At 51.7% G+C, this 20,138-nt stretch carries 16 protein-coding genes; 12 read left to right on the forward strand and 4 right to left on the reverse strand.

Annotated elements, in window-relative coordinates:
• Positions 1-8: 8 nt before the first annotated feature.
• Together LI015_RS04270 and LI015_RS04275 are read right to left on the reverse strand one after the other, a co-directional pair.
• Positions 9-2,060, reverse strand: coding sequence for a methyl-accepting chemotaxis protein (locus tag LI015_RS04270; RefSeq protein ID WP_227124215.1), 2,052 nt, complete (start codon positions 2,058-2,060; stop codon positions 9-11).
• 493 nt (positions 2,061-2,553) lie between these two features.
• Complete coding sequence (locus LI015_RS04275) at positions 2,554-3,786, reverse strand: argininosuccinate synthase (RefSeq protein WP_002568459.1); 1,233 nt, start codon at positions 3,784-3,786, stop codon at positions 2,554-2,556.
• 247 nt (positions 3,787-4,033) lie between these two features.
• Between LI015_RS04275 and argC the strand changes: the two genes are divergently transcribed.
• The 10 genes from argC to LI015_RS04325 all read left to right on the forward strand — a co-directional run bounded on the left by argC (position 4,034) and on the right by LI015_RS04325 (position 15,431).
• Positions 4,034-5,074, forward strand: a complete 1,041-nt coding sequence (argC, locus tag LI015_RS04280) for an N-acetyl-gamma-glutamyl-phosphate reductase (RefSeq protein WP_118018702.1) — start codon at positions 4,034-4,036, stop codon at positions 5,072-5,074.
• Positions 5,075-5,146: 72 nt separating this feature from the next.
• On the forward strand, positions 5,147-5,611 hold the full coding sequence (locus LI015_RS04285; RefSeq protein WP_002572077.1) for a GNAT family N-acetyltransferase: 465 nt from the start codon (positions 5,147-5,149) through the stop codon (positions 5,609-5,611).
• An 84-nt stretch (positions 5,612-5,695) separates the two neighbouring features.
• Positions 5,696-6,940, forward strand: coding sequence for a bifunctional glutamate N-acetyltransferase/amino-acid acetyltransferase ArgJ (argJ, locus tag LI015_RS04290; protein ID WP_002575801.1), 1,245 nt, complete (start codon positions 5,696-5,698; stop codon positions 6,938-6,940).
• 109 nt (positions 6,941-7,049) lie between these two features.
• Entirely contained in the window at positions 7,050-7,940 is an 891-nt protein-coding gene (gene argB / locus LI015_RS04295) for an acetylglutamate kinase (protein WP_002568455.1), read from the forward strand.
• On the forward strand, positions 7,933-9,168 hold the full coding sequence (locus LI015_RS04300; protein ID WP_002572079.1) for an aspartate aminotransferase family protein: 1,236 nt from the start codon (positions 7,933-7,935) through the stop codon (positions 9,166-9,168). The genes argB and LI015_RS04300 overlap by 8 nt, the downstream gene beginning before the upstream one ends.
• Before the next feature lie 408 nt (positions 9,169-9,576).
• Positions 9,577-11,004 (forward strand): efflux RND transporter periplasmic adaptor subunit, encoded by a 1,428-nt coding sequence (locus LI015_RS04305; RefSeq protein WP_002590716.1) that lies wholly within the window; start codon positions 9,577-9,579, stop codon positions 11,002-11,004.
• Positions 11,005-11,017: 13 nt separating this feature from the next.
• Positions 11,018-11,809 carry an ABC transporter ATP-binding protein gene (locus LI015_RS04310; protein ID WP_002572081.1) on the forward strand — a complete coding sequence of 264 codons (792 nt, stop codon included), beginning with the start codon at positions 11,018-11,020 and terminating at the stop codon, positions 11,807-11,809.
• On the forward strand, positions 11,799-13,010 hold the full coding sequence (locus LI015_RS04315) for an ABC transporter permease (RefSeq protein WP_002569833.1): 1,212 nt from the start codon (positions 11,799-11,801) through the stop codon (positions 13,008-13,010). The genes LI015_RS04310 and LI015_RS04315 overlap by 11 nt, the downstream gene beginning before the upstream one ends.
• A 117-nt stretch (positions 13,011-13,127) precedes the next feature.
• The gene (locus LI015_RS04320; protein ID WP_319638713.1) at positions 13,128-14,327 is read left to right on the forward strand and encodes a TolC family protein; all 1,200 of its coding nucleotides are present in this window, start codon (positions 13,128-13,130) and stop codon (positions 14,325-14,327) included.
• Between the two features lie 3 nt (positions 14,328-14,330).
• A complete protein-coding gene (locus LI015_RS04325; protein ID WP_227124217.1) occupies positions 14,331-15,431 on the forward strand; it encodes a TolC family protein in 1,101 nt (366 codons plus the stop codon).
• Positions 15,432-15,479: 48 nt separating this feature from the next.
• Here LI015_RS04325 and LI015_RS04330 read toward each other — a convergent pair whose 3' ends face one another.
• Positions 15,480-16,178 (reverse strand): response regulator, encoded by a 699-nt coding sequence (locus tag LI015_RS04330; protein ID WP_002569830.1) that lies wholly within the window; start codon positions 16,176-16,178, stop codon positions 15,480-15,482.
• On the reverse strand, positions 16,171-17,703 hold the full coding sequence (locus tag LI015_RS04335) for an ATP-binding protein (protein ID WP_117625359.1): 1,533 nt from the start codon (positions 17,701-17,703) through the stop codon (positions 16,171-16,173). Before LI015_RS04335 ends, LI015_RS04330 begins: the two co-directional genes overlap by 8 nt.
• A gap of 166 nt (positions 17,704-17,869) precedes the next feature.
• On the opposite strand from LI015_RS04335, the gene LI015_RS04340 reads away from it, so the two are divergent.
• Positions 17,870-19,162, forward strand: a complete 1,293-nt coding sequence (locus LI015_RS04340) for a TrkH family potassium uptake protein (protein ID WP_002575795.1) — start codon at positions 17,870-17,872, stop codon at positions 19,160-19,162.
• A gap of 58 nt (positions 19,163-19,220) precedes the next feature.
• Positions 19,221-19,895, forward strand: a complete 675-nt coding sequence (locus LI015_RS04345; protein WP_002569827.1) for a potassium channel family protein — start codon at positions 19,221-19,223, stop codon at positions 19,893-19,895.
• The last annotated feature ends 243 nt before the right edge of the window (positions 19,896-20,138 follow it).

A 20,138-nucleotide genomic window follows, 5' to 3' on the forward strand; every position in this document is an offset into this window, starting at 1 on the left:
CTGCAATATTAATATTTAGTTTCATCACATCCCTGAACCATGTAGTTGGTTTCATCAGGGACCGGCATCACGGGCTCCTCCCCGGATTCCGTGCTGCCAAATTTAAACTGCCCAACCAGATTTTTGAGGATCTGGGCCTGCCCGGACAACTCTTCGCTGGCAGCCGCGCTTTCCTGTGCTGTAGCTGAATTTGTCTGGACAACGCTGGAAATCTGGTCTATGCCCTGTGTGACCTGTCTGGCGGAGGACGCCTGGTCTGCACTGGCCGCGGAAATCTCATTGATGGCCGCAGATACATCCTCAACGCCATTTACCACTTCGTCCAGCGCCAGAGCTGTCTCACTGGCGATTTTGGTGCCGCGTTCCACCGCATGAAGGGATCCCTCAATCAGTGATGATGTATTTTTAGAAGCATCGGCGGATTTTCCCGCAAGATTGCGTACCTCATCCGCCACCACCGCGAACCCTTTGCCTGCTTCTCCTGCCCGGGCGGCTTCTACCGCGGCGTTCAGCGCCAGGATATTAGTCTGGAACGCGATATCCTCAATTGTCTTTATGATCTTACTGATTTCACCGGACCCTTGATTGATGTCATCCATGGCAGTCAGCATTTCCTTCATGCGCTGGCTGCTTTCTTTTGCCTTGTCCATTACAGAGGCAGCTTTTTCGCTGGCTGATTTCGCATTGCCGGCATTTTTATCTATATGATTGGAAATCTCGTTTACAGTAGCAGCTAATTCCTCTATGGAGGACGCCTGCTCGGTCGCCCCCTGGGAGAGTGCCTGGGCTCCTGCCGCCACCTGTTCAGAGCCGCCGGCCACCTGCTCGGCACTCTGGTCAATGTTCCTTAAAACTGCTGATATCTCCTTTAATATTTTGTACATGGAGTCGGAAAGTGGTTTAAAATCCCCCACATATAAATCCTGGGACTGGCTGGTGATGGCAAAGTTACCTGCGGCCATCTGGCTCAGCCCCCAGTCAATATCATTGATAATATTGCTTATGGAATCAGTAATGAGACGGGTGGCTTCGGATAGTCTGCCCGTTTCGTCTTTGGAATGTATGACGGGTACCTGTGACTTTAAGTCACCTTCCGACAGTTTCTGGATCCTTTCCGTGCAGATGTGGATGGGATTGCCGATTTTCTTGGCCAGCCAATAAGCGATTGCCACTGCAGCAATCAGTGATATTACTAACAGAGCACATGTGATTCCGATAGAAGTAAGGGTCGCTCCCATAAAATCCGATGTGGGTGCCGTGATGGCCATGCCCCATCCGTCTGTGCCGGCGATTGGAGAGTAGGCGGCCAGCTTCTGCACACCGTTAATTTCATATTTGTCAAAGCCGCTTTCGCCCTTTCTTATTTTTCCATGTATGGCAGCCAGCCTGGCCAGTGATGAATCGGATTTCGCTTCCTCTTCTATGTTTTGTGTCATGATTGTGCTGGCGGTGTTGTCCGCAATGGTATAACCATCTGAATTGATGGCATAAGCTGCACTATTATCGCTGATGTGCACTTGTGAAACGATATCATTTAAAAATGTACTCTGCGGAACAAAGAACACCACGCCTGCGATTGTTGTATTAGGCCGTCCGTCCTTCCATAAGGGAGCAGCCACAATAATAGACAATTCTCCGTTGACTTTGCTGACCAAAGGATCGGATATATTGGCCTGGCCGGCCATGGCTTTATGGAAATAATCCCGGTCAGAATAGTCCTTGCCGTCAAGGGCGCTGATTCCATCCGGCCCTATGATGTTCCCTCTCTGGAAACCGTACTGTTTTACCTTGTCATCAATCAGAAGCTGCTTATTCCCAGGGCTCTGCTGGGGATCCGTCAGCCGTGCAATGGTTCCTGTGTCAATAGCCACGTTAAGATAGGATGTAAGTTCATTTGCAACCTTGTCGGACGCGATCTTGACGGTTTCCCTGAGCGTCTGCTCCAACAGCTGATTGGTACTGCTGTAATTCAGACAGATGCCGGCACCCCCTAAAATGCTCAGGCATATGACAACAGTCAGTGACATGCATAATAAAATTTTTCCTTTTATACTTTTCATCTTCCTTTTACCCCTCTTTTGTGCTGATGGATTTAATATACATACTATCTTATATATTCGACACATTTTTGGAAAAAAGAAGAGGATCTATGCAGATTTAAGGTTATATATTCGTATATTTTTTAATATATTACCGGTTTTTCAAGTTAAAAAGGCTCTAAGGAAATTCAGGAAAGCCAATGCCGGGCCGGATTCCCTTATCCATAACCTTGCTCCTGAGCGGATCGGATGCAGGGGGAGAACAGCGGACACGGCGCTGTCTTTCCATGAAAACAGATTGAGTCCTTTCCCAAGAGATTGAAATCCTGGCCAATCTGATCAGCATCATAAAGCTGCAAAGTCGTATAAATAAAAGTAGAATGAATCAATGAAACAGTTTCAACAGATAAAATAGCGCGGCTAAGATGGCAAAGGCATAAAGAAATGCCCCGGAGATGGAAAATGTAATATCTCCGGGGCATTTTCTTTATGTGTAACAGTGCATCCTGTCTCTTTACTGGTCCTTTTTGGCAGATTCCACCTCAGCCATTTTCATAGCCCTTACCTTAAGGGGCAGTCCGAACAGGGTAATGAAGCCGTCTGCGTCATGGTGGTCGTACAGGTCGCCTGTGGTGAAGGAAGCCAGGGACTCACTGTATAAGGAGTAAGGGGATGTGGTTCCGGCCTTGATGATATTGCCCTTGTACAGTTTGAATTTTACTTCGCCTGTCACATATTCCTGGGTGGACTCAACAAATGCCTGGACAGCCTCGCGCAGAGGTGTAAACCACTTGCCCTCATAAACAATCTGGGCCAGCTTATCAGCCATGGTCTTTTTCGTCTCCATGGTGGCACGGTCTAATACCAGCTCCTCTAACTGCTGATGGGCTTCCATGAGAATGGTTCCGCCCGGTGTCTCATACACGCCGCGGGACTTCATGCCAACCACACGGTTTTCCACGATGTCCACAATGCCGATGCCGTGTTTTCCGCCCAGCTCATTTAACTTGCGGATAATATCGGAAACCTTCATCTTCTGTCCGTTTACGCTGGTGGGAACACCTTTTTCAAAGGTCATGGTCACATACTCGCCCTCATCCGGTGCTTTTTCGGGAGTCACGCCAAGTACAAGCAGATGCTCGTAGTTGGGTTCCTGTGAAGGATCTTCCAACTCCAGGCCCTCATGGCTGATATGCCATAAGTTCCTGTCACGGCTGTAGCTGCTGTCTGCGGAGAAAGGCAGGTCAATGCCGTGCTGCTTGCAGTATTCAATCTCGTCCTCGCGGGACTGCATGGTCCATACATCGGTCATGCGCCAGGGAGCGATGATCTTGATATCCGGGGCCAGAGCCTTGATACCCAGCTCAAAACGAATCTGGTCATTGCCCTTGCCGGTAGCGCCGTGGCAGATGGCTGAGGCGCCTTCTTTACGTGCAATATCAACCAGTCTCTTGGCAATGGCAGGACGGGCCATGGAGGTGCCTAAGAGGTATTTGTTTTCATATACTGCATTGGCCTTTACGCAGGGCATGATGTAATTGTCGCAGAAATCATCTACTAAATCTTCGATATATAATTTGGAGGCACCGGATAATTTGGCTCTCTCGTCCAGTCCGTCTAATTCGCTGCCCTGACCGCAGTCAATGCAGCAGCAGATGACTTCATAACCAAAATGCTCCTTTAACCACGGAATGATTGCGGTGGTATCCAGTCCGCCGGAATAAGCTAAAACTACTTTTTCTTTCATATTGATATCCTCCTGAGATTGCTGTACTGATTGAACTTTCATAAATATACAACATTATGTGATAAAATGCAAGTGCTAAATAAAAATATTTAAAAGATGTTGCATATTATGCATTTATAATGTATAATTATGAAATCCAAACGGGAACCAGGAAACAGGGTTCACAGAAATGCTTCTTTTCATTTAAAGAAAAACTGACTATAATGAAGGCAGCAGCCAATATTTATAAATATAAGGAGATACGGATATGATTAAGGCAGGTATTATCGGTTCCACAGGATATGCGGGAGGAGAGCTGGCAAGGCTCCTGCTCCAGAGGGATGACATAGAGATTAAATGGTATGGTTCCAGAAGCTACATAGACCAGAAATATGCATCCATCTACCAGAACATGTTCCGAATCGTGGACGATGCGTGTATGGATGATAATATGAAGGAGCTGGCAGATCAGGTGGATGTGGTGTTCACCGCCACCCCTCAGGGACTGTGCGCCTCCCTGATGGACGAGGACGTATTATCTAAAGTAAAGGTCATTGATTTAAGCGCCGACTTCCGTATTAAGGATGTGTCGGTTTATGAGAAATGGTATAAGCTGACCCATGCATCCCCGCAGTTTATCGGTGAGGCCGTATACGGGCTGCCTGAAATCAACCGGGAAAAGGTGAAGAAGGCCAGGCTCATTGCCAATCCTGGATGTTTCCCCACCTGCTCCTTCCTGTCCACCTATCCTCTGGTAAAGGAAGGGCTCATCGACCCCAATACCCTTATCATTGATGCCAAGTCAGGCACATCCGGCGCAGGCAGGGGAAGCAAGGTGGACAGTCTGTACTGCGAGGTCAATGAGAACATTAAGGCTTACGGGGTGGCCTCCCACAGACATACGCCGGAGATAGAGGAGCAGCTGTCCTATGCAGCAGGAAAGCCGGTAACCATCAGCTTCACCCCCCACCTGGTACCCATGAACCGCGGAATCCTGGTGACAGCCTATGCATCCCTTACAAAGGAAGTATCCTGCGAGGAGGTAAAGGCTGTATACGATAAATATTATGGGGATGAATATTTTGTGCGCGTCCTGGAAAAGGATGTGGTGCCTCAGACCCGGTGGGTGGAGGGCAGCAATTTTGCAGACGTGAATTTCAAGATAGACACCAGGACCAACCGGGTGGTTATGATGGGAGCCATTGACAACATGGTCAAAGGAGCGGCAGGCCAGGCCATACAGAACATGAACCTGATGTTCGGCCTGCCGGAGAATACGGGGCTTAAGCAGATTCCCATTTTCCCCTGATGGTTCAGGCTGTTGGTTTAAAGACATCTCTGAAAAGGATGAAAGAGGGAAAGAGAAAGGAAATATGAGATCATGGCAGGTACAATGGATATCCTTATCCGCGAAATGACAATAGCGGATTACGACCAGGTTTACGGCCTGTGGACAGAAATCAAGGGCTTTGGAATCAGAAGTATTGACGATTCACGGGAGGGCGTGGAGCGCTTTCTTGGGAGGAATCCCACTACCAGTGTGGTGGCTGTCCAGAACGGTCATATTATAGGAAATATCCTCTGCGGCCATGACGGCAGGACCGGTTGTTTTTATCATGTGTGCGTGGCGCCGGGATACAGGAAACACGGCATTGGATACCGCATGGTGCGCTTTGCCATGGAGGCCCTTCAGAAGGAAGGAGTCAGCAAAATCAGCCTGATTGCGTTTAAGGGTAATGAGGTGGGAAATGCGTTCTGGCAGGGAATCGGGTGGCAGGAACGGGAGGATGTGAATACATACGAATTCATACTGAATGAGGAAAACATCACCCGGTTTGTACGGTAAAATGAAAGGATAGTGCACCGTGATAAAGGCAGGTGCATCTTCATATGACATAAAGGTATGGAAATAAATGGAGGAATGAGTGATATGGATGAGACAGGCATGGGAATCAAAATCATAACCGGCGGCGTAACGGCTGCCAGGGGCTTTAAGGCTGCTTCAACAGCAGCCGGAATCAAATATAAGGACCGTCAGGACATGGCTATGATTTACAGCCAGGAGCCCTGCAGGTCGGCAGGAACCTTCACCACCAATATTGTGAAGGCAGCTCCTGTAAAATGGGATAAGAACCAGGTGACAAGCGGGGCGCCTGCCCGGGCAGTGGTTATAAACGCAGGCATTGCCAATGCCTGCACCGGAGAGGAAGGCATGGGGTACTGCGGACAGACAGCAGAGGCAGCGGCCCTGGCCCTGGGAATTTCTGCTGAAAGCGTCCTGGTGGCATCCACAGGCGTCATCGGCATGCAGCTGCCCATGGACAGGATTACGGCAGGGGTCAAGGCCATGGCTCCTTTGCTGGACGGAAGCCTTGAGAGCGGCACAGGCGCATCCAGGGCCATTATGACTACGGATACAAAGAACAAGGAGGTGGCTGTCCGGTTTGAGCTGGGAGGAACCACGGTGACCATGGGAGGCATGTGCAAGGGCTCCGGTATGATTCATCCCAATATGTGCACCATGCTAAGCTTTGTGACTACGGATGCGGCCATCAGCAAAGAGCTGCTCCAGGAGGCACTCAGCCAGGATATACAGGATACATACAACATGATTTCCGTGGATGGGGACACATCCACCAATGACACGGTTCTCCTTCTGGCAAACGGTCTGGCCGGCAACAAAGAAATTACAGAGAAGAATGAGGATTACCATACCTTCTGCAGAGCCTTAAAGATTGTAAACGAAACATTAGCCAAGAAAATGGCAGGCGACGGCGAGGGCTGCACCGCTCTGTTTGAGGTAAAGGTAGTGGGGGCAGAGACTAAGGAACAGGCCAAGATTCTGGCAAAATCAGTAATCTGCTCCAGCCTTACCAAGGCAGCCATCTTCGGCCATGACGCCAACTGGGGCAGGATACTCTGCGCCATGGGTTATTCCGGGGCACAGTTTGATCCGGAAAAGGTGGACCTGTATTTTGAGAGCGCGGCAGGAAAGATGCAGATTATTAAGGACGGCGTGGCCGTGGACTACAGCGAAGAGCAGGCTACCCGGATACTGTCAGAGCCGGAGGTGACGGCTGTGGCCGACATCAAGATGGGGGATGCAAAGGCCGCTGCGTGGGGCTGCGATCTGACCTTTGACTATGTTAAGATTAATGCGGATTACCGCTCATAACGAGCCGCTGCACTAAGCTCGAAAAAGACCTCGCCAAGTGCCAGTGACATGTATCGCACGTAAGCGCCTGAAGGACAGGCGCTAAGTGCTCATAAGGAGGAGTATGAAAATGAATTTGGAACCAATGCAGAAGGCGGCCGTGCTCATTGAGGCACTGCCTTATATCCAGCGTTTTAACAGGAAAATCGTGGTGGTAAAATACGGCGGAAGCGCCATGGTGGATGAGGAACTGAAGAAAAAGGTTATACAGGATGTGGTGCTTCTTAAGCTGGTAGGCTTTAAGCCCATCATTGTGCACGGAGGCGGGAAGGAGATCAGCCGCTGGGTAGGCAAGGTGGGAATGGAGGCCCAGTTTAAGAACGGACTCAGGGTTACAGACGAACCCACCATGGAGATTGCCGAGATGGTCCTTAATAAAGTCAATAAGAGCCTGGTCCAGCTGGTCAGTGAGCTGGGTATCAATGCGGTGGGAATCAGCGGCAAGGACGGCATGATGCTTAAATGCCGTAAGAAATACGCCGGCGGAGAGGACATCGGGTTTGTGGGAGATGTGGAGGAAGTGAATCCCAAAATCATATATGATTTGCTGGAAAAGGATTTTCTGCCCATCATCTGTCCCATAGGCTTTGATGAGGATTTCCTGAGCTATAACATCAATGCGGATGACGCGGCCTGTGCCATTGCCACGGCAGTGGAGGCGGAAAAGCTTGCTTTTCTCACGGATGTGGAGGGCGTGTATAAGGATTATGAGGATAAGTCCTCCCTTATCTCCGAGATGACGGTGGAGGAGGCCCAGAATTTTGTGGACAGCGGAATGCTGGGAGGCGGTATGCTTCCCAAGCTTCAAAACTGCATCAACGCCATAAAAAACGGCGTATCCAGGGTGCATATCCTGGACGGGCGTATTCCTCATTGCCTGCTGCTGGAAATCTTTACTGACAAGGGTATTGGAACCGCTATCTATAATTCCGAAGAAGACGAGAGGTATTATCATGGCTGATAAACAGTTGATGGAACGGGCAGAACAGGCCCTTTATAAGGTGTACAACCGGTTCCCTGTGGTGTTTGACCATGGGGAGGGAGTGAAGCTCTACGATACAGAGGGAAACGAGTATCTGGATTTCGGTGCTGGCATTGCGGTCATGGCGCTGGGATATGGGGATGAGGAGTATACAAAGGCCGTGGAGGAACAGCTTCACAAGCTGACCCATATCTCCAATCTGTTCTACAACCAGCCCTCCATTGAGGCCGGCGAGAAGCTGCTTCAGGTATCCCATATGGATAAGGTGTTTTTCACAAACAGCGGTACCGAGGCCATTGAGGGAGCTCTTAAGATTGCAAAGCGCTATCACTATAACAAACTTCATGAAACCATGGGAGACGGCTGCGACGGCTGCGAGGACGCGGAGCCGGACATGACCGGGGAAATCATTGCCATGAACCATTCCTTCCATGGAAGGAGCCTGGGCGCACTGGCCGTCACCGGCAATGCCCACTACCAGGAGCCCTTTAAGCCCCTTATACCGGGAATCCGCTTCGCTGATTTCAATGACCTGGACAGCGTGAAGAAGCTGATTAACAGTAAGACATGTGCGGTCATTATGGAGACCATCCAGGGAGAGGGAGGTATCTATCCTGCAACGGAAGAATTCATAAAAGGGGTCAGGGCCCTGTGCGATGAACATGACCTGCTCCTTATACTGGATGAAATCCAGTGCGGCATGGGCCGTTCCGGGGAAATGTTTGCCTGGCAGCATTACGGCGTGAAGCCGGACGTGATGACAGTGGCCAAGGCTCTGGGAAACGGGCTTCCCGTAGGCGCTTTCCTGGCATGGGGCAAAGCGGCCAGCGCAATGGTTCCGGGCGACCACGGCACCACCTATGGCGGCAATCCGCTGGTGACGGCGGGAGCCAGCGCAGTGCTTGATATTTTTGAGAAACGCCGTATCACGGAACATGTAAAGGAGATTGGCGCCTATCTCTATGAGAAGCTGGAGGAGCTGTCAAAGGAACTGGATTGCATCAGGGCACACCGGGGAATGGGATTGATTCAGGGATTGGAGTTCTCTGTACCGGCAGGCCCCATTGTGTCAAAAGCGCTGCTGGAGCAGAAGCTGGTGTTAATCAGCGCCGGGACCAATATCATCCGTTTCGTTCCGCCTCTGGTGATTGAGAAGGCGGATGTGGATGAGATGATGAAACGTCTTAGGGCAGCGGCAGCAGAGTAGGGAATCGGTAACAGCGCAGGGAATAAGCAGCAGAGCAGAGAATAAGCAGCAGAGTAACGGTAACGGACCAAGGAATTGATTTAGAGAAAGAATCGGTTTCAAAGTAAGAATAGGCGGGTAGGGCAAAGGAAGATGCCCTGCCCGCCAAAGGCGGCAGGAAATACCTGTGTTACAGGGACCTGCCGTTTTTTTGTATGGTTGCCCCTTTCCTTAAGTAAATCTTTCGTTTTCATTTATGAAATGTTATGAAAATACAGGATGAAATATTTATGGCAAACCTATATAATAGCCTTATTAAATGAACAGCAATGGCGCAAATGTTTATTTTTTGTTGTATAAGTATGCCATATGTGATATAACTGTATTAATATAAATAATACAGTATCCGCTGGTATTAAGGAGGGAGTCATGGGAACAGAGAAAAAAGCTGGTGATTTAGAGGAAATCCAGGTTTTGGAAGGCATTTCAGAGTCTGAGGAAATTGACCGCCGCGTGGAGGAGCTGATGGCTCCGGAGGAGGAAGGAAACGGAAAGAAAAAGAAGAAAAAGCAAAAGCAAAAGACCGGACACCGGTCATCGGAGGGAGGCTTTCACCCTGTCCGGCGCTTTAAGGGGTTCAGCCGGAAGCGCAAGATAATCACGGTCCTGGTACTGGCGGCAGTGGTTTTGTTTGGGTTCTCCCGTATGTCCGGAGGAAAGAAGGAGCTGGGGATCCCGGTTGCCGTGATGCCCCTTGCCAAACAGGACGTTCAGGAAAAGCTTACGGTAAGCGGTCCTGTATCAGGCACAGACAGCGTGGATGTGGTGTCCAATATTCATGCGGAAATCACTGCTATGAATGTGAAGGAGGGTGATACCGTGACAAAAGGACAGGTGCTGGCCGTGGTGGACAGCACGGATCTGGAGCGGGAAGTGCAGATTGCCCAGAACGCCTACGACCTTGCGGTGGCTAATAAGCAGGAAAAAGATAAGGAAGCAGCCCTTGGATACGAAAAGGCGGTCCAGGATTTCCAGAAGGCCAGCCTGGATCACAGCAGGAACAGCCAGCTCTTTGCCACCGGCGACATTTCACAGATGGAGCTGGAAGCCAGCGCCAATGCCCTGAATGACGCCAGAAGGCAGATGGAAGGCTATACGGTTGAGAATGGGAGAGGCGTTGCAGATTCGTCCTACGGCATACAGATACAGAACGCAGCCTTTGATTTGGAAAAGAAAAAAGAAGAACTGGATAATACCCAGATAAAGAGCACCATTGACGGCACTGTGGTCCGTGTCAATTCCAAGGTGGGCCAGTTTGCGGATAAGGTGGAGGATGATAAACCTATTCTCAGCATCGAGAATCTGGAGCAGCTGGAGCTGGAAATCAAGGTAAGCGAGTTTTCCATCGGCAAGGTAAAGGTGGGACAGATGGCGACCATCACAGCGGATATCCTGGACGGTGAGACTGCAGAAGGCGAGGTCGTAAAGATATCGCCCACAGGCGAGGAAAAAGGCGGCGGATCCACGGAGAGGGTTATTCCCACTACCATACGGGTGGACGGTGGAAGCTCAAAGCTTATTGCGGGAATCACGGCAAAAGCAGAACTTTTAATCAGGGAGGCAAAGGATGTTTTCGTCGTTCCCTCATCGGCGCTTTTTGACGACGGGGAAGTGACATACATAGCCATTGTGCAGGATATGAAGGTTAAACGAATACCTGTGACCATGGGAGTGGACGGCGACGTGGTGGTAGAGGTCATTCCCACAGACGGTACAGTGCTGGAGGAGGGAATGCAGGTTATCACCAATCCGGGACCCCATCTCATGGACGGTGCTGCCGTGCTGATTACCCAGTAGCAGGAGGCGCCGTATGAAGAAGTGGATGAAGTTTTTACACAGGGACAGCATGATTCAGGAAGAGGTCTATGACGGACCCCTGATTAAGCTGGAGAATCTGGTCAAGATATATGATACCGGGGCCATTAAGGTACTGGGACTAAAGAAGATAAACCTTACCATTGAACGGGGGGAGTTTGTGGCCATCATGGGACACTCCGGATCCGGAAAATCCACCCTGATGAACATACTCGGGTGTCTGGACCGGCCTACCCTGGGACATTACTACCTGGACGGCATTGACGTGGCAGACATGACGCCGGACCAGCTCTCCGATATCAGGAACCGGAAAATCGGGTTTGTGTTCCAGTCCTTTAACCTGATATCCAGGACATCGGCCCTTAAGAATGTGGAGCTGCCCATGACCTATGCCAGGGTGCCAAAGGCCAAACGGGCGGTCAGGGCCCAGCTGCTATTGGAACGGGTGGGGCTGGGAGCCAGGAAGGAACATATGCCAAACGAGCTCTCCGGAGGTCAGAGGCAGAGGGTTGCCATAGCCAGAGCCCTTGCCAATGAACCGCCCTTAATTCTGGCAGACGAGCCCACAGGAAACCTGGATACCGCCTCCTCGGTGGAAATCATGGAGCTGTTTACAAAGCTTCACCAGGAAGGGGCTACCGTGGTGCTGGTTACCCATGAGGAGGATATAGCAGCCTTTGCCCACCGCGTGATACGGTTCAGCGACGGGCAGATACAGAGTGACAAATTGAATGCGGCCAGGGTGACTTCTGAGGACGGGAAGGGGGGAGAGCAGAATGCTGATTGAAAACATGAAGATGGCATTTTCAGCCATCCGGTCCAATAAGATGCGTTCCGCCCTGACTATGCTGGGAATCATCATCGGCATTGGCTCCGTCATAGCCATCGTGTCCATCGGAGATACCATGCGCGGACTTTTCTCTGATTTATACAAGGATGTGGGTATTACCCAGGCCTATATATCCATTGGTTACTGGGTAGATGATGTGCGGCAGAGCGATTATTTTACCCTGGACGAGATGGAGCGGGCCAAGGAGGCCTTTAAGGACCAGGTCGCCTATATAGACAGCAGCGCCTATACCAGCAGTGATGCCGAGTATAAGCGGACTAAGATTAAATTTGACTATCAGGGAATTGACTACAATTACCAGGATGTGCAGCCGGTGAACGTGGTGTACGGCCGCTATCTCAACGAGGGAGACATCCTGGGAAGAAGGAAGAATGTGGTCATGGATACCAAGAGCGCCCAGATGCTGTTCGGCACTGAGAATGCGGTTGGGCGGTCCTTCAGAACCACCTTATATGGCTCTACCGACGACTTTACGGTGGTGGGTGTGTACCGCAAGGAGGTCAACGCCTTCCAGGCCCTGATGATGGGCAACAGCGATGACAAGGGGTCGGCATTCATTCCATACACCCTTCTGACCTGGCCCAACGACTATTTTTACCAGCTTCATGTGTATGCAAAGGACGATGTGAACCTGGACCAGTTTTTCAGCCAGTTCAAGGCATATGCGGCCAAGATGCACGGCAGGCAGCCGGAGGATATGTACATGTATACGGCCATGCAGGAAATGACCTCAGTGGACAGCATGATGGGCAGCCTGTCCATGGCAGTGGGCGGTATCGCGGCCATTTCGCTGATGGTGGGCGGAATCGGCATTATGAATATCATGCTGGTGTCCGTGACGGAGCGTACCAGGGAAATCGGCATCCGGAAAGCCCTTGGAGCAAGGACCAGGGATGTGTTAATACAGTTTTTGACGGAGTCAGCCATATTGTCAGCCTGCGGCGGCATTATCGGTGTCATACTGGGAGTGGGAACCGTATCCCTGGGAGGATTCCTTCTGGGATTTGCGGTGGTCATAAAACCGGGGGTCATCGTGGTTGCAGTGTCATTTTCAGCAGTGGTCGGTATCTTCTTTGGATTATATCCTGCATCCAAGGCAGCCAAGGCAGACCCGATAGACGCGCTGCGTTACGAATAGACGGGATATCCCGACGGAGCAAATCAAGGATGCGGCCGGAGGAAATCAATGATGCGGCTGGAGGATATCAAAGGATGCGGCCGGAGGAAATCAAGAATCGAGACAGGAGGAAAGCAAGTGAGACGGATGAGCGGTACATGGAAGAGAGCAGGAGCCATGGGATTGGCCCTGATGCTGGCCCCGGTTCCGGGCATGCTGCGGCCGGTGACTGCATGGGCCAGCCCGGAGTTTGCCTATTCTGCGGACAAATGGGCGGCGCTGAGGGATGATGTGCTGGAATACGGGGAGCTGGCTGACCTGGTCCACGAATACAATGCCACGGTTATCAATAACCGTCTGGAATACGACGACTACAGGGGCAAGGACCACGATGAAATGAAAAATGCCTACCAGGATATTGCTGACAGGCTCTATGATTCCAGCGATAAGATAATGGATTCCGTCAATGAGGACCAGCCGGGATATGCGGGAACAGCGGTGGGGGCCATAAGCGCCCGCCTGCAGGCTGAACAGAACCAGGAGCTGGCTGATTCACAGAATGAGGACGGACGGGTGAAGAAGCTGGAGTACGACAGACAGGAGGCTGTTCTTGTAAAGGATGCCCAGACAAAGATGATATCCTACTGGCAGAAGGCCAAGGCGCGTCCTGCCCTGGAGGAGGATGTGAACCAGGCCAGGTCAAAGTATGAGGCCATGGCAGTGAAAGCAGGCCAGGGCATGGCTACCCAGGCTGAGCTGCTTGGGGCCCGGGAAAAGATGGAGGCAGCCCAGGCAGCCCTGGAGACCAATGACAGGGAGAGGGACGGACTGCGCAGAGAGCTCTGCGTCATGACGGGTTGGGATCACAATGCCCAGCCGGATATCAGGGAAGTGCCGGTGCCGGATGCCGGGGAGATGGATCAGATTGACCTGGAGTTTGATAAGGAAAGGGCCATAGAGCAGAACTTTACCCAGACAGCCAATGAGCGCCGTCTGACATTTACAGGCAACGGGACCCAGTGGGATGTGATGAACCAAAAGGTGGAGACTGGCCGCAGGCAGATTGAGGCGGATGTGGAGGCCAGATATAAGCTTTTGGAGCAGGCCAGGGCTGATTATGAACAGGCGGCGGGCGAGCTGGAGCTGGCCCGTACCGGGGCCCAGACAGCCGAGCGCAAATACAGCCAGGGCATGATTTCCAAAAATGAATATATACAGCAGCAGGGAACCATGGCCTCCAGCCAGTCCGCATGCGACACGGCAGGCCTGAAATACAGGCAGGCCCTGGAGGATTACAGATGGGCGGTCAACGGCCTTGCACAGACAGAGGGGGCATAGGATATGGTGAAAAAATACTTACTGCTCTTCATGGGCCTCTTCTTTGCCTGCCTGTACCCTCTGGAGGCCCATGCAGATGCAATGCCCGATGTCATTCGTTATGAGGAGTTAGAGACGCTGGTAAAAGCCAGCAGCCCCCAGATACAGATGGAACAGGCGCAGTATGACAGCCGCCTGGCGCGGTACGAGAATGCCAGGGAGGAAATCATGGAAACCAGACGTCTTCTCAGGGAGGAGGCCGAGGACCTGGAGAAGAACGGGGACAAAGACAGTGCCGGCCAGTACCGGGCCCAGGCCAAGACCCTGGAGGATGCGGCCAAGGATATGGATAAGCAGATCCGCTCTGCCCAGGGCAGCCAGGCGTCCATGTCCCTTCGCAGGATAGAGGATACCGTACTCTGGACAGCCCAGAATCTTATGGGCACCTATAATACCCTTAAAGCGGAACAGGATGCGGCTTTGGCTCAGGCAGAGTGGAAACAGAGCCAGTATGAGAAGCTGCTGCGCCAGGTCCAGACAGGAAGCGCCTCTGCCGCCCAGGCGGACCAGGCAGGAAAAGAGGCTGATGCGGCAGCTGCCAAGGCAAAGGCTGTACAGGACGAGATGGAACGGGTGAAGAAGGAATTATTCATTCTCACCGGATATCCGGAAGGCTCCCAGGCAGAAGTCGGTCCCATGCCAGCGCCCCGGCCTGAGCGTGTCCTGGAAATGGGAGGCAGCACCGACAAATGGCGCGCGCTGGGCAACAATTATTCCCTGAGGGAACAGAGGAGCGGAGGAGCCAGCTCCAATAAAGAACTCCATGCCCGCCAGCGGGATATCCGCCAGAGTGAGGAGGCTATGTACGGCCAGCTGGATACACTGTATCAGGATGTCCTGGCCAGCCAGACACTCTGGACCAGCGCAGCAACGTCCATGGCATCCCAGGAAGCCGCGTTCCAGGCAGCATCCAACAAGCTGGCCCTGGGAATGCTGTCGCGCCAGGAATATCTGGAGGCAAAAGCGGCCTACATGGATGCCGCCGCTGCCAAAGAAAGGGCAGACACAGGCTTCCAGCAGGCCATGGATACATATGACTGGGCTCTGAAGGGTTTCATGACATAAATAATGACATAAATACCATCGGATTTCATCTATTGGTTGTATAATCCCTTACCGCTTCATCATCCGGTAACCCACTCCCACGTGGGTCTGGATGTACTGGGGCTGTGAGGGATTTTTTTCAATCTTTTTCCGCAGGGAGGCCATGAAAACGCGGAGGGAGGCCACGTCCCCTTCCCAGGCTGCACCCCATATTTCCCGGGTTATGTAGGAGTGGGTCAGGACCTTTCCAACATTGTGGGCAAGGAGGCAGAGAAGCTTGTATTCATAGGGAGTCAGGTGCAGTTCCTCCCCGTCCAGGCAGGCGCATCCCGCCGCATAGTCAATGGTCAGCCCGCCGTTGGCAAACAGGGAGGTCTGTACTTCCTCCAGAGACTGCATATAGCTTAACCGTCTCTGGGTGGAGCGGAGTCTGGCCAAAAGCTCGTCCACGGAAAAAGGCTTGGTCAAATAGTCGTCCGCCCCGGCGTCCAGGGCCGCTATCTTGTCGCTGTCCTCGCTTCTGGCGCTGATGACAATAATGGGGGTATTGGTCCAGGAACGGATTTTAAGAATCACGTCCACTCCGTCCATGTCCGGAAGCCCCAGGTCCAGTAAGATGATGTCAGGTCTCTGGGAAGCAGCGGACAGGATGCCCTGTTCTCCCTTATCCGCCCATATATAATGGTAATCGTGCATCTCCAGGGTGGTGGCGATGAGATTTTTCACTGCTTTGTCATCCTCTATAATCAGGATGGATGGCTTATTCATGTAAGGATACCTCCTTGGCTGGTAATGTAAGCCGGAATATGCTTCCGGCAGGTTTGTTGTCTAAAACTTCGATGGTGCCCTTGTGGGCGCTCAGTATTGCCCTGCAAAGGGGCAGTCCCAGTCCCATGCCCCGCTTTCCGTCTGCGGATTTGTGGCCGGTGGTATAGAACATTTCAAAAATTTTTTCCTTTGATTCATCGGGAATACCGGGCCCGTTGTCGCTGACGTCAATGACGGCAGAGGCGCCTTCCTGGCGGCTGTTTACCATGATGGTGGAACCTTCCGGCGTGTACTTCACCGCATTGTCCACCAGGTTGGTTATGACTTGTATAATCAGCCTGGCATCCATGTCAGCCAGGATATAGTCACCCACCTGATTTACCCTGATGGTGTGGTGTTCGTGACGCCGGTTGATATGGCGCATGGCTTCGTCTATGACTTCCTCCAGCAATTCGGTTTCCATGTGCAGGTGGACGCCCTGGCCTTCCATACGGGTGATGGACAGAAGGTTTTCCACCAGATTGATAAGCCACATGGAATCATCGTATATGTCCCTGTATATCCGGCTACGGTGTTCGGCCGACAGGTTCTCCCCATCGCTCATCAGGACACCTGCATTGCCGGATATGCTGGTGAGCGGGGTGCGCAGGTCATGGGAGATGGAACGCAGCAGATTGCTCCGGAGCTGTTCTGCCCGGGCCATGGCCGCTTCCTCCTCCCGCTTCCTGGAAATATATTCTTTTTCCAGCGCCATGGAACACTGGGCTATGATGGCTACTGCCAGACTGTTTTCAAAGTCGCCGGGAGGCGTGGTGCCCACATGGATTCCCATGACGCCATAGACAGCGCCTGAGCTTTGAAGGGGCAGGAAGTGGTAAGCTGCTGCAGGAAACAGCCCTGTGGCAGCCCCTGTTTCCTTTCCCTCCTGAAAGCATTTCCGGGCAGCAGTCAGTTCCTCTAAGGTGTCAGGGGCCGGTCCCCTTCCTGTTGCGGGAGAAGAGTACTCACGGAAACAAAGGGGGGACTTAAGGCCGGCTCCATCCTGTTCAAAGCAGGTAATGTCCCTTTTGAGCAGCTTGTTCAGCTGTATGGCGGTACAGGTCAGGATATCCGCCGGTGCAGCGGCCTTCTGGAGCATCTGGCTGGTGTCCAGGATGACGCCGGAGCGGTAGGCATCCTGTTGGGAAAGCCGTGCCTTTTCTTTCATCTGCACGGTGAAGGAACTGGTAAATACAGCTGCCAGAAATGTAATCAGAAGGGTAAGCTGGGTGCCTGCGTCCTCTGCCTTCAGGACGAACATGGGCTCTGTAAATATGTAGTTGAACAGCAGTACGCTGGCCAGGGAAGCGCTGATGCTGTACCAGCGGCTGGCTGTGACTGCCGCCACCACCAGGACTCCCAGAATATATACGGTAATGATATTGGCCTGGGACAGGCCAAGGGTTTCTAACAGGAATCCAATGGCAGTGGCTGCGGCCAGGACTGCCATGGTTTTTAGGGTGTCAAGGATTCGGGAATGGGCCATGGAATGAAAAACCTCCTTCATTGTCTACCCGGACAGTATATCATATCTTTGGGTTAAATGACTGTATCTTTATATAATATTTATATAATCTTTATACCGGAGGCGGTTCCGTTATACCTGCTTTATGCCCTTAGTGGTAAGCTTGAAGGCACTAGGAGGTGATTATATGAAGTATCTGGAAAGGCAGTCTCCGGCCAGAATCATTGCCATTGGTTTTCTGGCCGTTATTCTTACAGGATCTTTTTTGCTGATGCTGCCGGTGTGTATAAAGCCGGGAGTCAGGCTTCATTATGTGGATGCTCTGTTTACATCCACCAGCGCAGTGTGTGTTACCGGTCTTATAGCCGTGGACACAGCCGATACCTATACGGCTCTGGGCCAGACCGTGGTGGCTCTTTTGATTCAGATTGGCGGTCTGGGTGTGACCTCAGTGGGCGTGGGCGTGATTCTGGCTCTTGGAAAAAGGGTGAATTTAAAGGAACGCCTTCTGGTAAAGGAAGCCCTTAACCTGGATTCCGGCAGGGGAATCGTGTGTCTGGTGAGAAATGTACTGATTACCACCCTTTGTTTTGAGGGCGTGGGAGCTGTCTTAAGCTTCCTGGTATTTTCCAGGGATTATCCGCCCTTAAAGGCGGTTGGCATCAGCCTGTTCCACTCTGTGGCCGCGTTTAACAATTCGGGATTTGATATACTGGGGGGACTTAAAAACCTGACGGGATATCAGGACAATGTGCTGCTGAACCTGACTACGGCAGGACTGATTATATTTGGAGGGCTGGGCTTCCTGGTCATCATGGATTTGATAAAGAACCGCTCCTTTAAAAAGCTGTGCCTTCACTCCAAGGCGGTGATTGTGACAACCCTGATACTTTTGGCATCCGGCACAGTACTGATTTGGCTGACAGAGGATATTACCTGGCTGGGCGCGTTCTTTACCAGTGTATCGGCCAGGACAGCGGGCTTTTCCACATTTCCTCTGGGAGAATTCACTTCCGCCGGACTGCTGAGCGTTTCCGTGCTCATGTTCATCGGCGCTTCACCGGGGTCCACAGGAGGCGGCATCAAGACCAGCACCTTATTTACTTTGTTTCATACCATCAAAGGTGCTGCCTGCAATGAGGAGCCCCATGCCTTCCATTACCGGATTCCCCAGGAGGCATTTTACAAGGCAGCCATTGTGACGGCGCTGTCGGCCCTGGTGGTGTGCCTGGGAACCTTTTTCATGTGTATCCTGGAGCCTGGGATTCCTTTTGAGGATATTCTGTTTGAAATCACATCGGCTTTCGGAACCGTGGGTCTGTCCACCGGCATTACGCCGGGACTCAGCTCCCTAAGCAAGCTTCTGGAGGTGCTGGTAATGTATATCGGCAGACTGGGGCCGCTGACCATTGTGACGATTTGGGTATTCAAACCCACTAAATCCGTATCCTATGCGGAAGGAAGCATTTCCATCGGATAGGGGAAGATAAGTGAAATAGCGGTAAGCACATTTTGAATGGATAGAGGAGGTTTTATATATGGCACGGAAACAGACAGAGGCAATGTCCTATGGAATCATAGGTCTGGGAAGGTTTGGAAGCGCACTGGCGGCAACCCTGGCAGAGGCGGATAAGGAGCTTATGGTGCTGGACAGAAGCGAGGAAAAAATCAGGCAGGCCAGAAACTACACGGAACATGCGTATGTGGTAAAGGATCTGCAGAAGGAGACACTGCGGGAGACAGGAATACAGAACTGCGATGTGGTGGTGGTCTGCATCGGTGACAAGGTGGATGTGAGCATTCTCACCACTCTCAATGTAATCAATCTGGGTGTGCCCCAGGTGGTGGCCAAGGCCAACAGCCCGGAACAGGGCGAGATTCTGGAGAAAATCGGAGCCCAGGTGGTATATCCTGAAAGGGACATGGCAGTCCGCCTGGCCAGAAGGCTTATCTCCAAGCGCATATTTAATCTCTTTGAGCTGGATCAGAACGTGGATATATCTGAAATAAAGACCACCAGGAAGCTTACGGGCCAGTCTGTGCGGGATGCACAGCTGAGGAACCGGTACGGCATCAACATAATCGCCATCACCAGAGGCGGATGGCTGACCACAGATGTAAGCCCGGATTATGTGTTCCAGGACGAGGATACGGTGATTGTGATTGGGGAGCGGGAGAAGATCAAGCGCCTGGCAGACGATTTGGCGCGGTGACAGAGGATGGGAAGCGTGGGGGAAAGTCATTTAAACAGATGACCAAACAGCTCTTTCTCTTTAAAAATGTAAAAAAACCAGGAGGAAATTTTCTTGATGGAGAGTTCCTTCTGGTTTTTTGCATAGGTTCATAACCGGCCTGTTTCTTCTGCTGTTATACTGTTTCTGTTAACCGGAATAAACAAAATCACACCGTAAAACGGCGTATGCCAGCCGTAAACCGTCCGGCGTTCCGGACACGTT

The organism is Enterocloster sp. 210928-DFI.2.20 (assembly GCF_020554465.1).
Lineage (GTDB): Bacteria > Bacillota > Clostridia > Lachnospirales > Lachnospiraceae > Enterocloster > Enterocloster bolteae.

Coding starts and splice junctions, on each gene's coding strand:
- LI015_RS04270 (WP_227124215.1), bottom strand. CDS start 2,060: ATGAAAAGTATAAAAGGAAAAATTTTATTATGCATGTCACTGACTGTT.
- LI015_RS04285 (WP_002572077.1), top strand. CDS start 5,147: ATGGCAGGTACAATGGATATCCTTATCCGCGAAATGACAATAGCGGAT.
- LI015_RS04330 (WP_002569830.1), bottom strand. CDS start 16,178: ATGAATAAGCCATCCATCCTGATTATAGAGGATGACAAAGCAGTGAAA.
- LI015_RS04305 (WP_002590716.1), top strand. CDS start 9,577: ATGGGAACAGAGAAAAAAGCTGGTGATTTAGAGGAAATCCAGGTTTTG.
- argB (WP_002568455.1), top strand. CDS start 7,050: ATGAATTTGGAACCAATGCAGAAGGCGGCCGTGCTCATTGAGGCACTG.
- LI015_RS04345 (WP_002569827.1), top strand. CDS start 19,221: ATGGCACGGAAACAGACAGAGGCAATGTCCTATGGAATCATAGGTCTG.
- LI015_RS04310 (WP_002572081.1), top strand. CDS start 11,018: ATGAAGAAGTGGATGAAGTTTTTACACAGGGACAGCATGATTCAGGAA.
- argJ (WP_002575801.1), top strand. CDS start 5,696: ATGGATGAGACAGGCATGGGAATCAAAATCATAACCGGCGGCGTAACG.
- LI015_RS04300 (WP_002572079.1), top strand. CDS start 7,933: ATGGCTGATAAACAGTTGATGGAACGGGCAGAACAGGCCCTTTATAAG.
- LI015_RS04315 (WP_002569833.1), top strand. CDS start 11,799: ATGCTGATTGAAAACATGAAGATGGCATTTTCAGCCATCCGGTCCAAT.
- LI015_RS04325 (WP_227124217.1), top strand. CDS start 14,331: ATGGTGAAAAAATACTTACTGCTCTTCATGGGCCTCTTCTTTGCCTGC.
- LI015_RS04275 (WP_002568459.1), bottom strand. CDS start 3,786: ATGAAAGAAAAAGTAGTTTTAGCTTATTCCGGCGGACTGGATACCACC.
- argC (WP_118018702.1), top strand. CDS start 4,034: ATGATTAAGGCAGGTATTATCGGTTCCACAGGATATGCGGGAGGAGAG.
- LI015_RS04335 (WP_117625359.1), bottom strand. CDS start 17,703: ATGGCCCATTCCCGAATCCTTGACACCCTAAAAACCATGGCAGTCCTG.
- LI015_RS04340 (WP_002575795.1), top strand. CDS start 17,870: ATGAAGTATCTGGAAAGGCAGTCTCCGGCCAGAATCATTGCCATTGGT.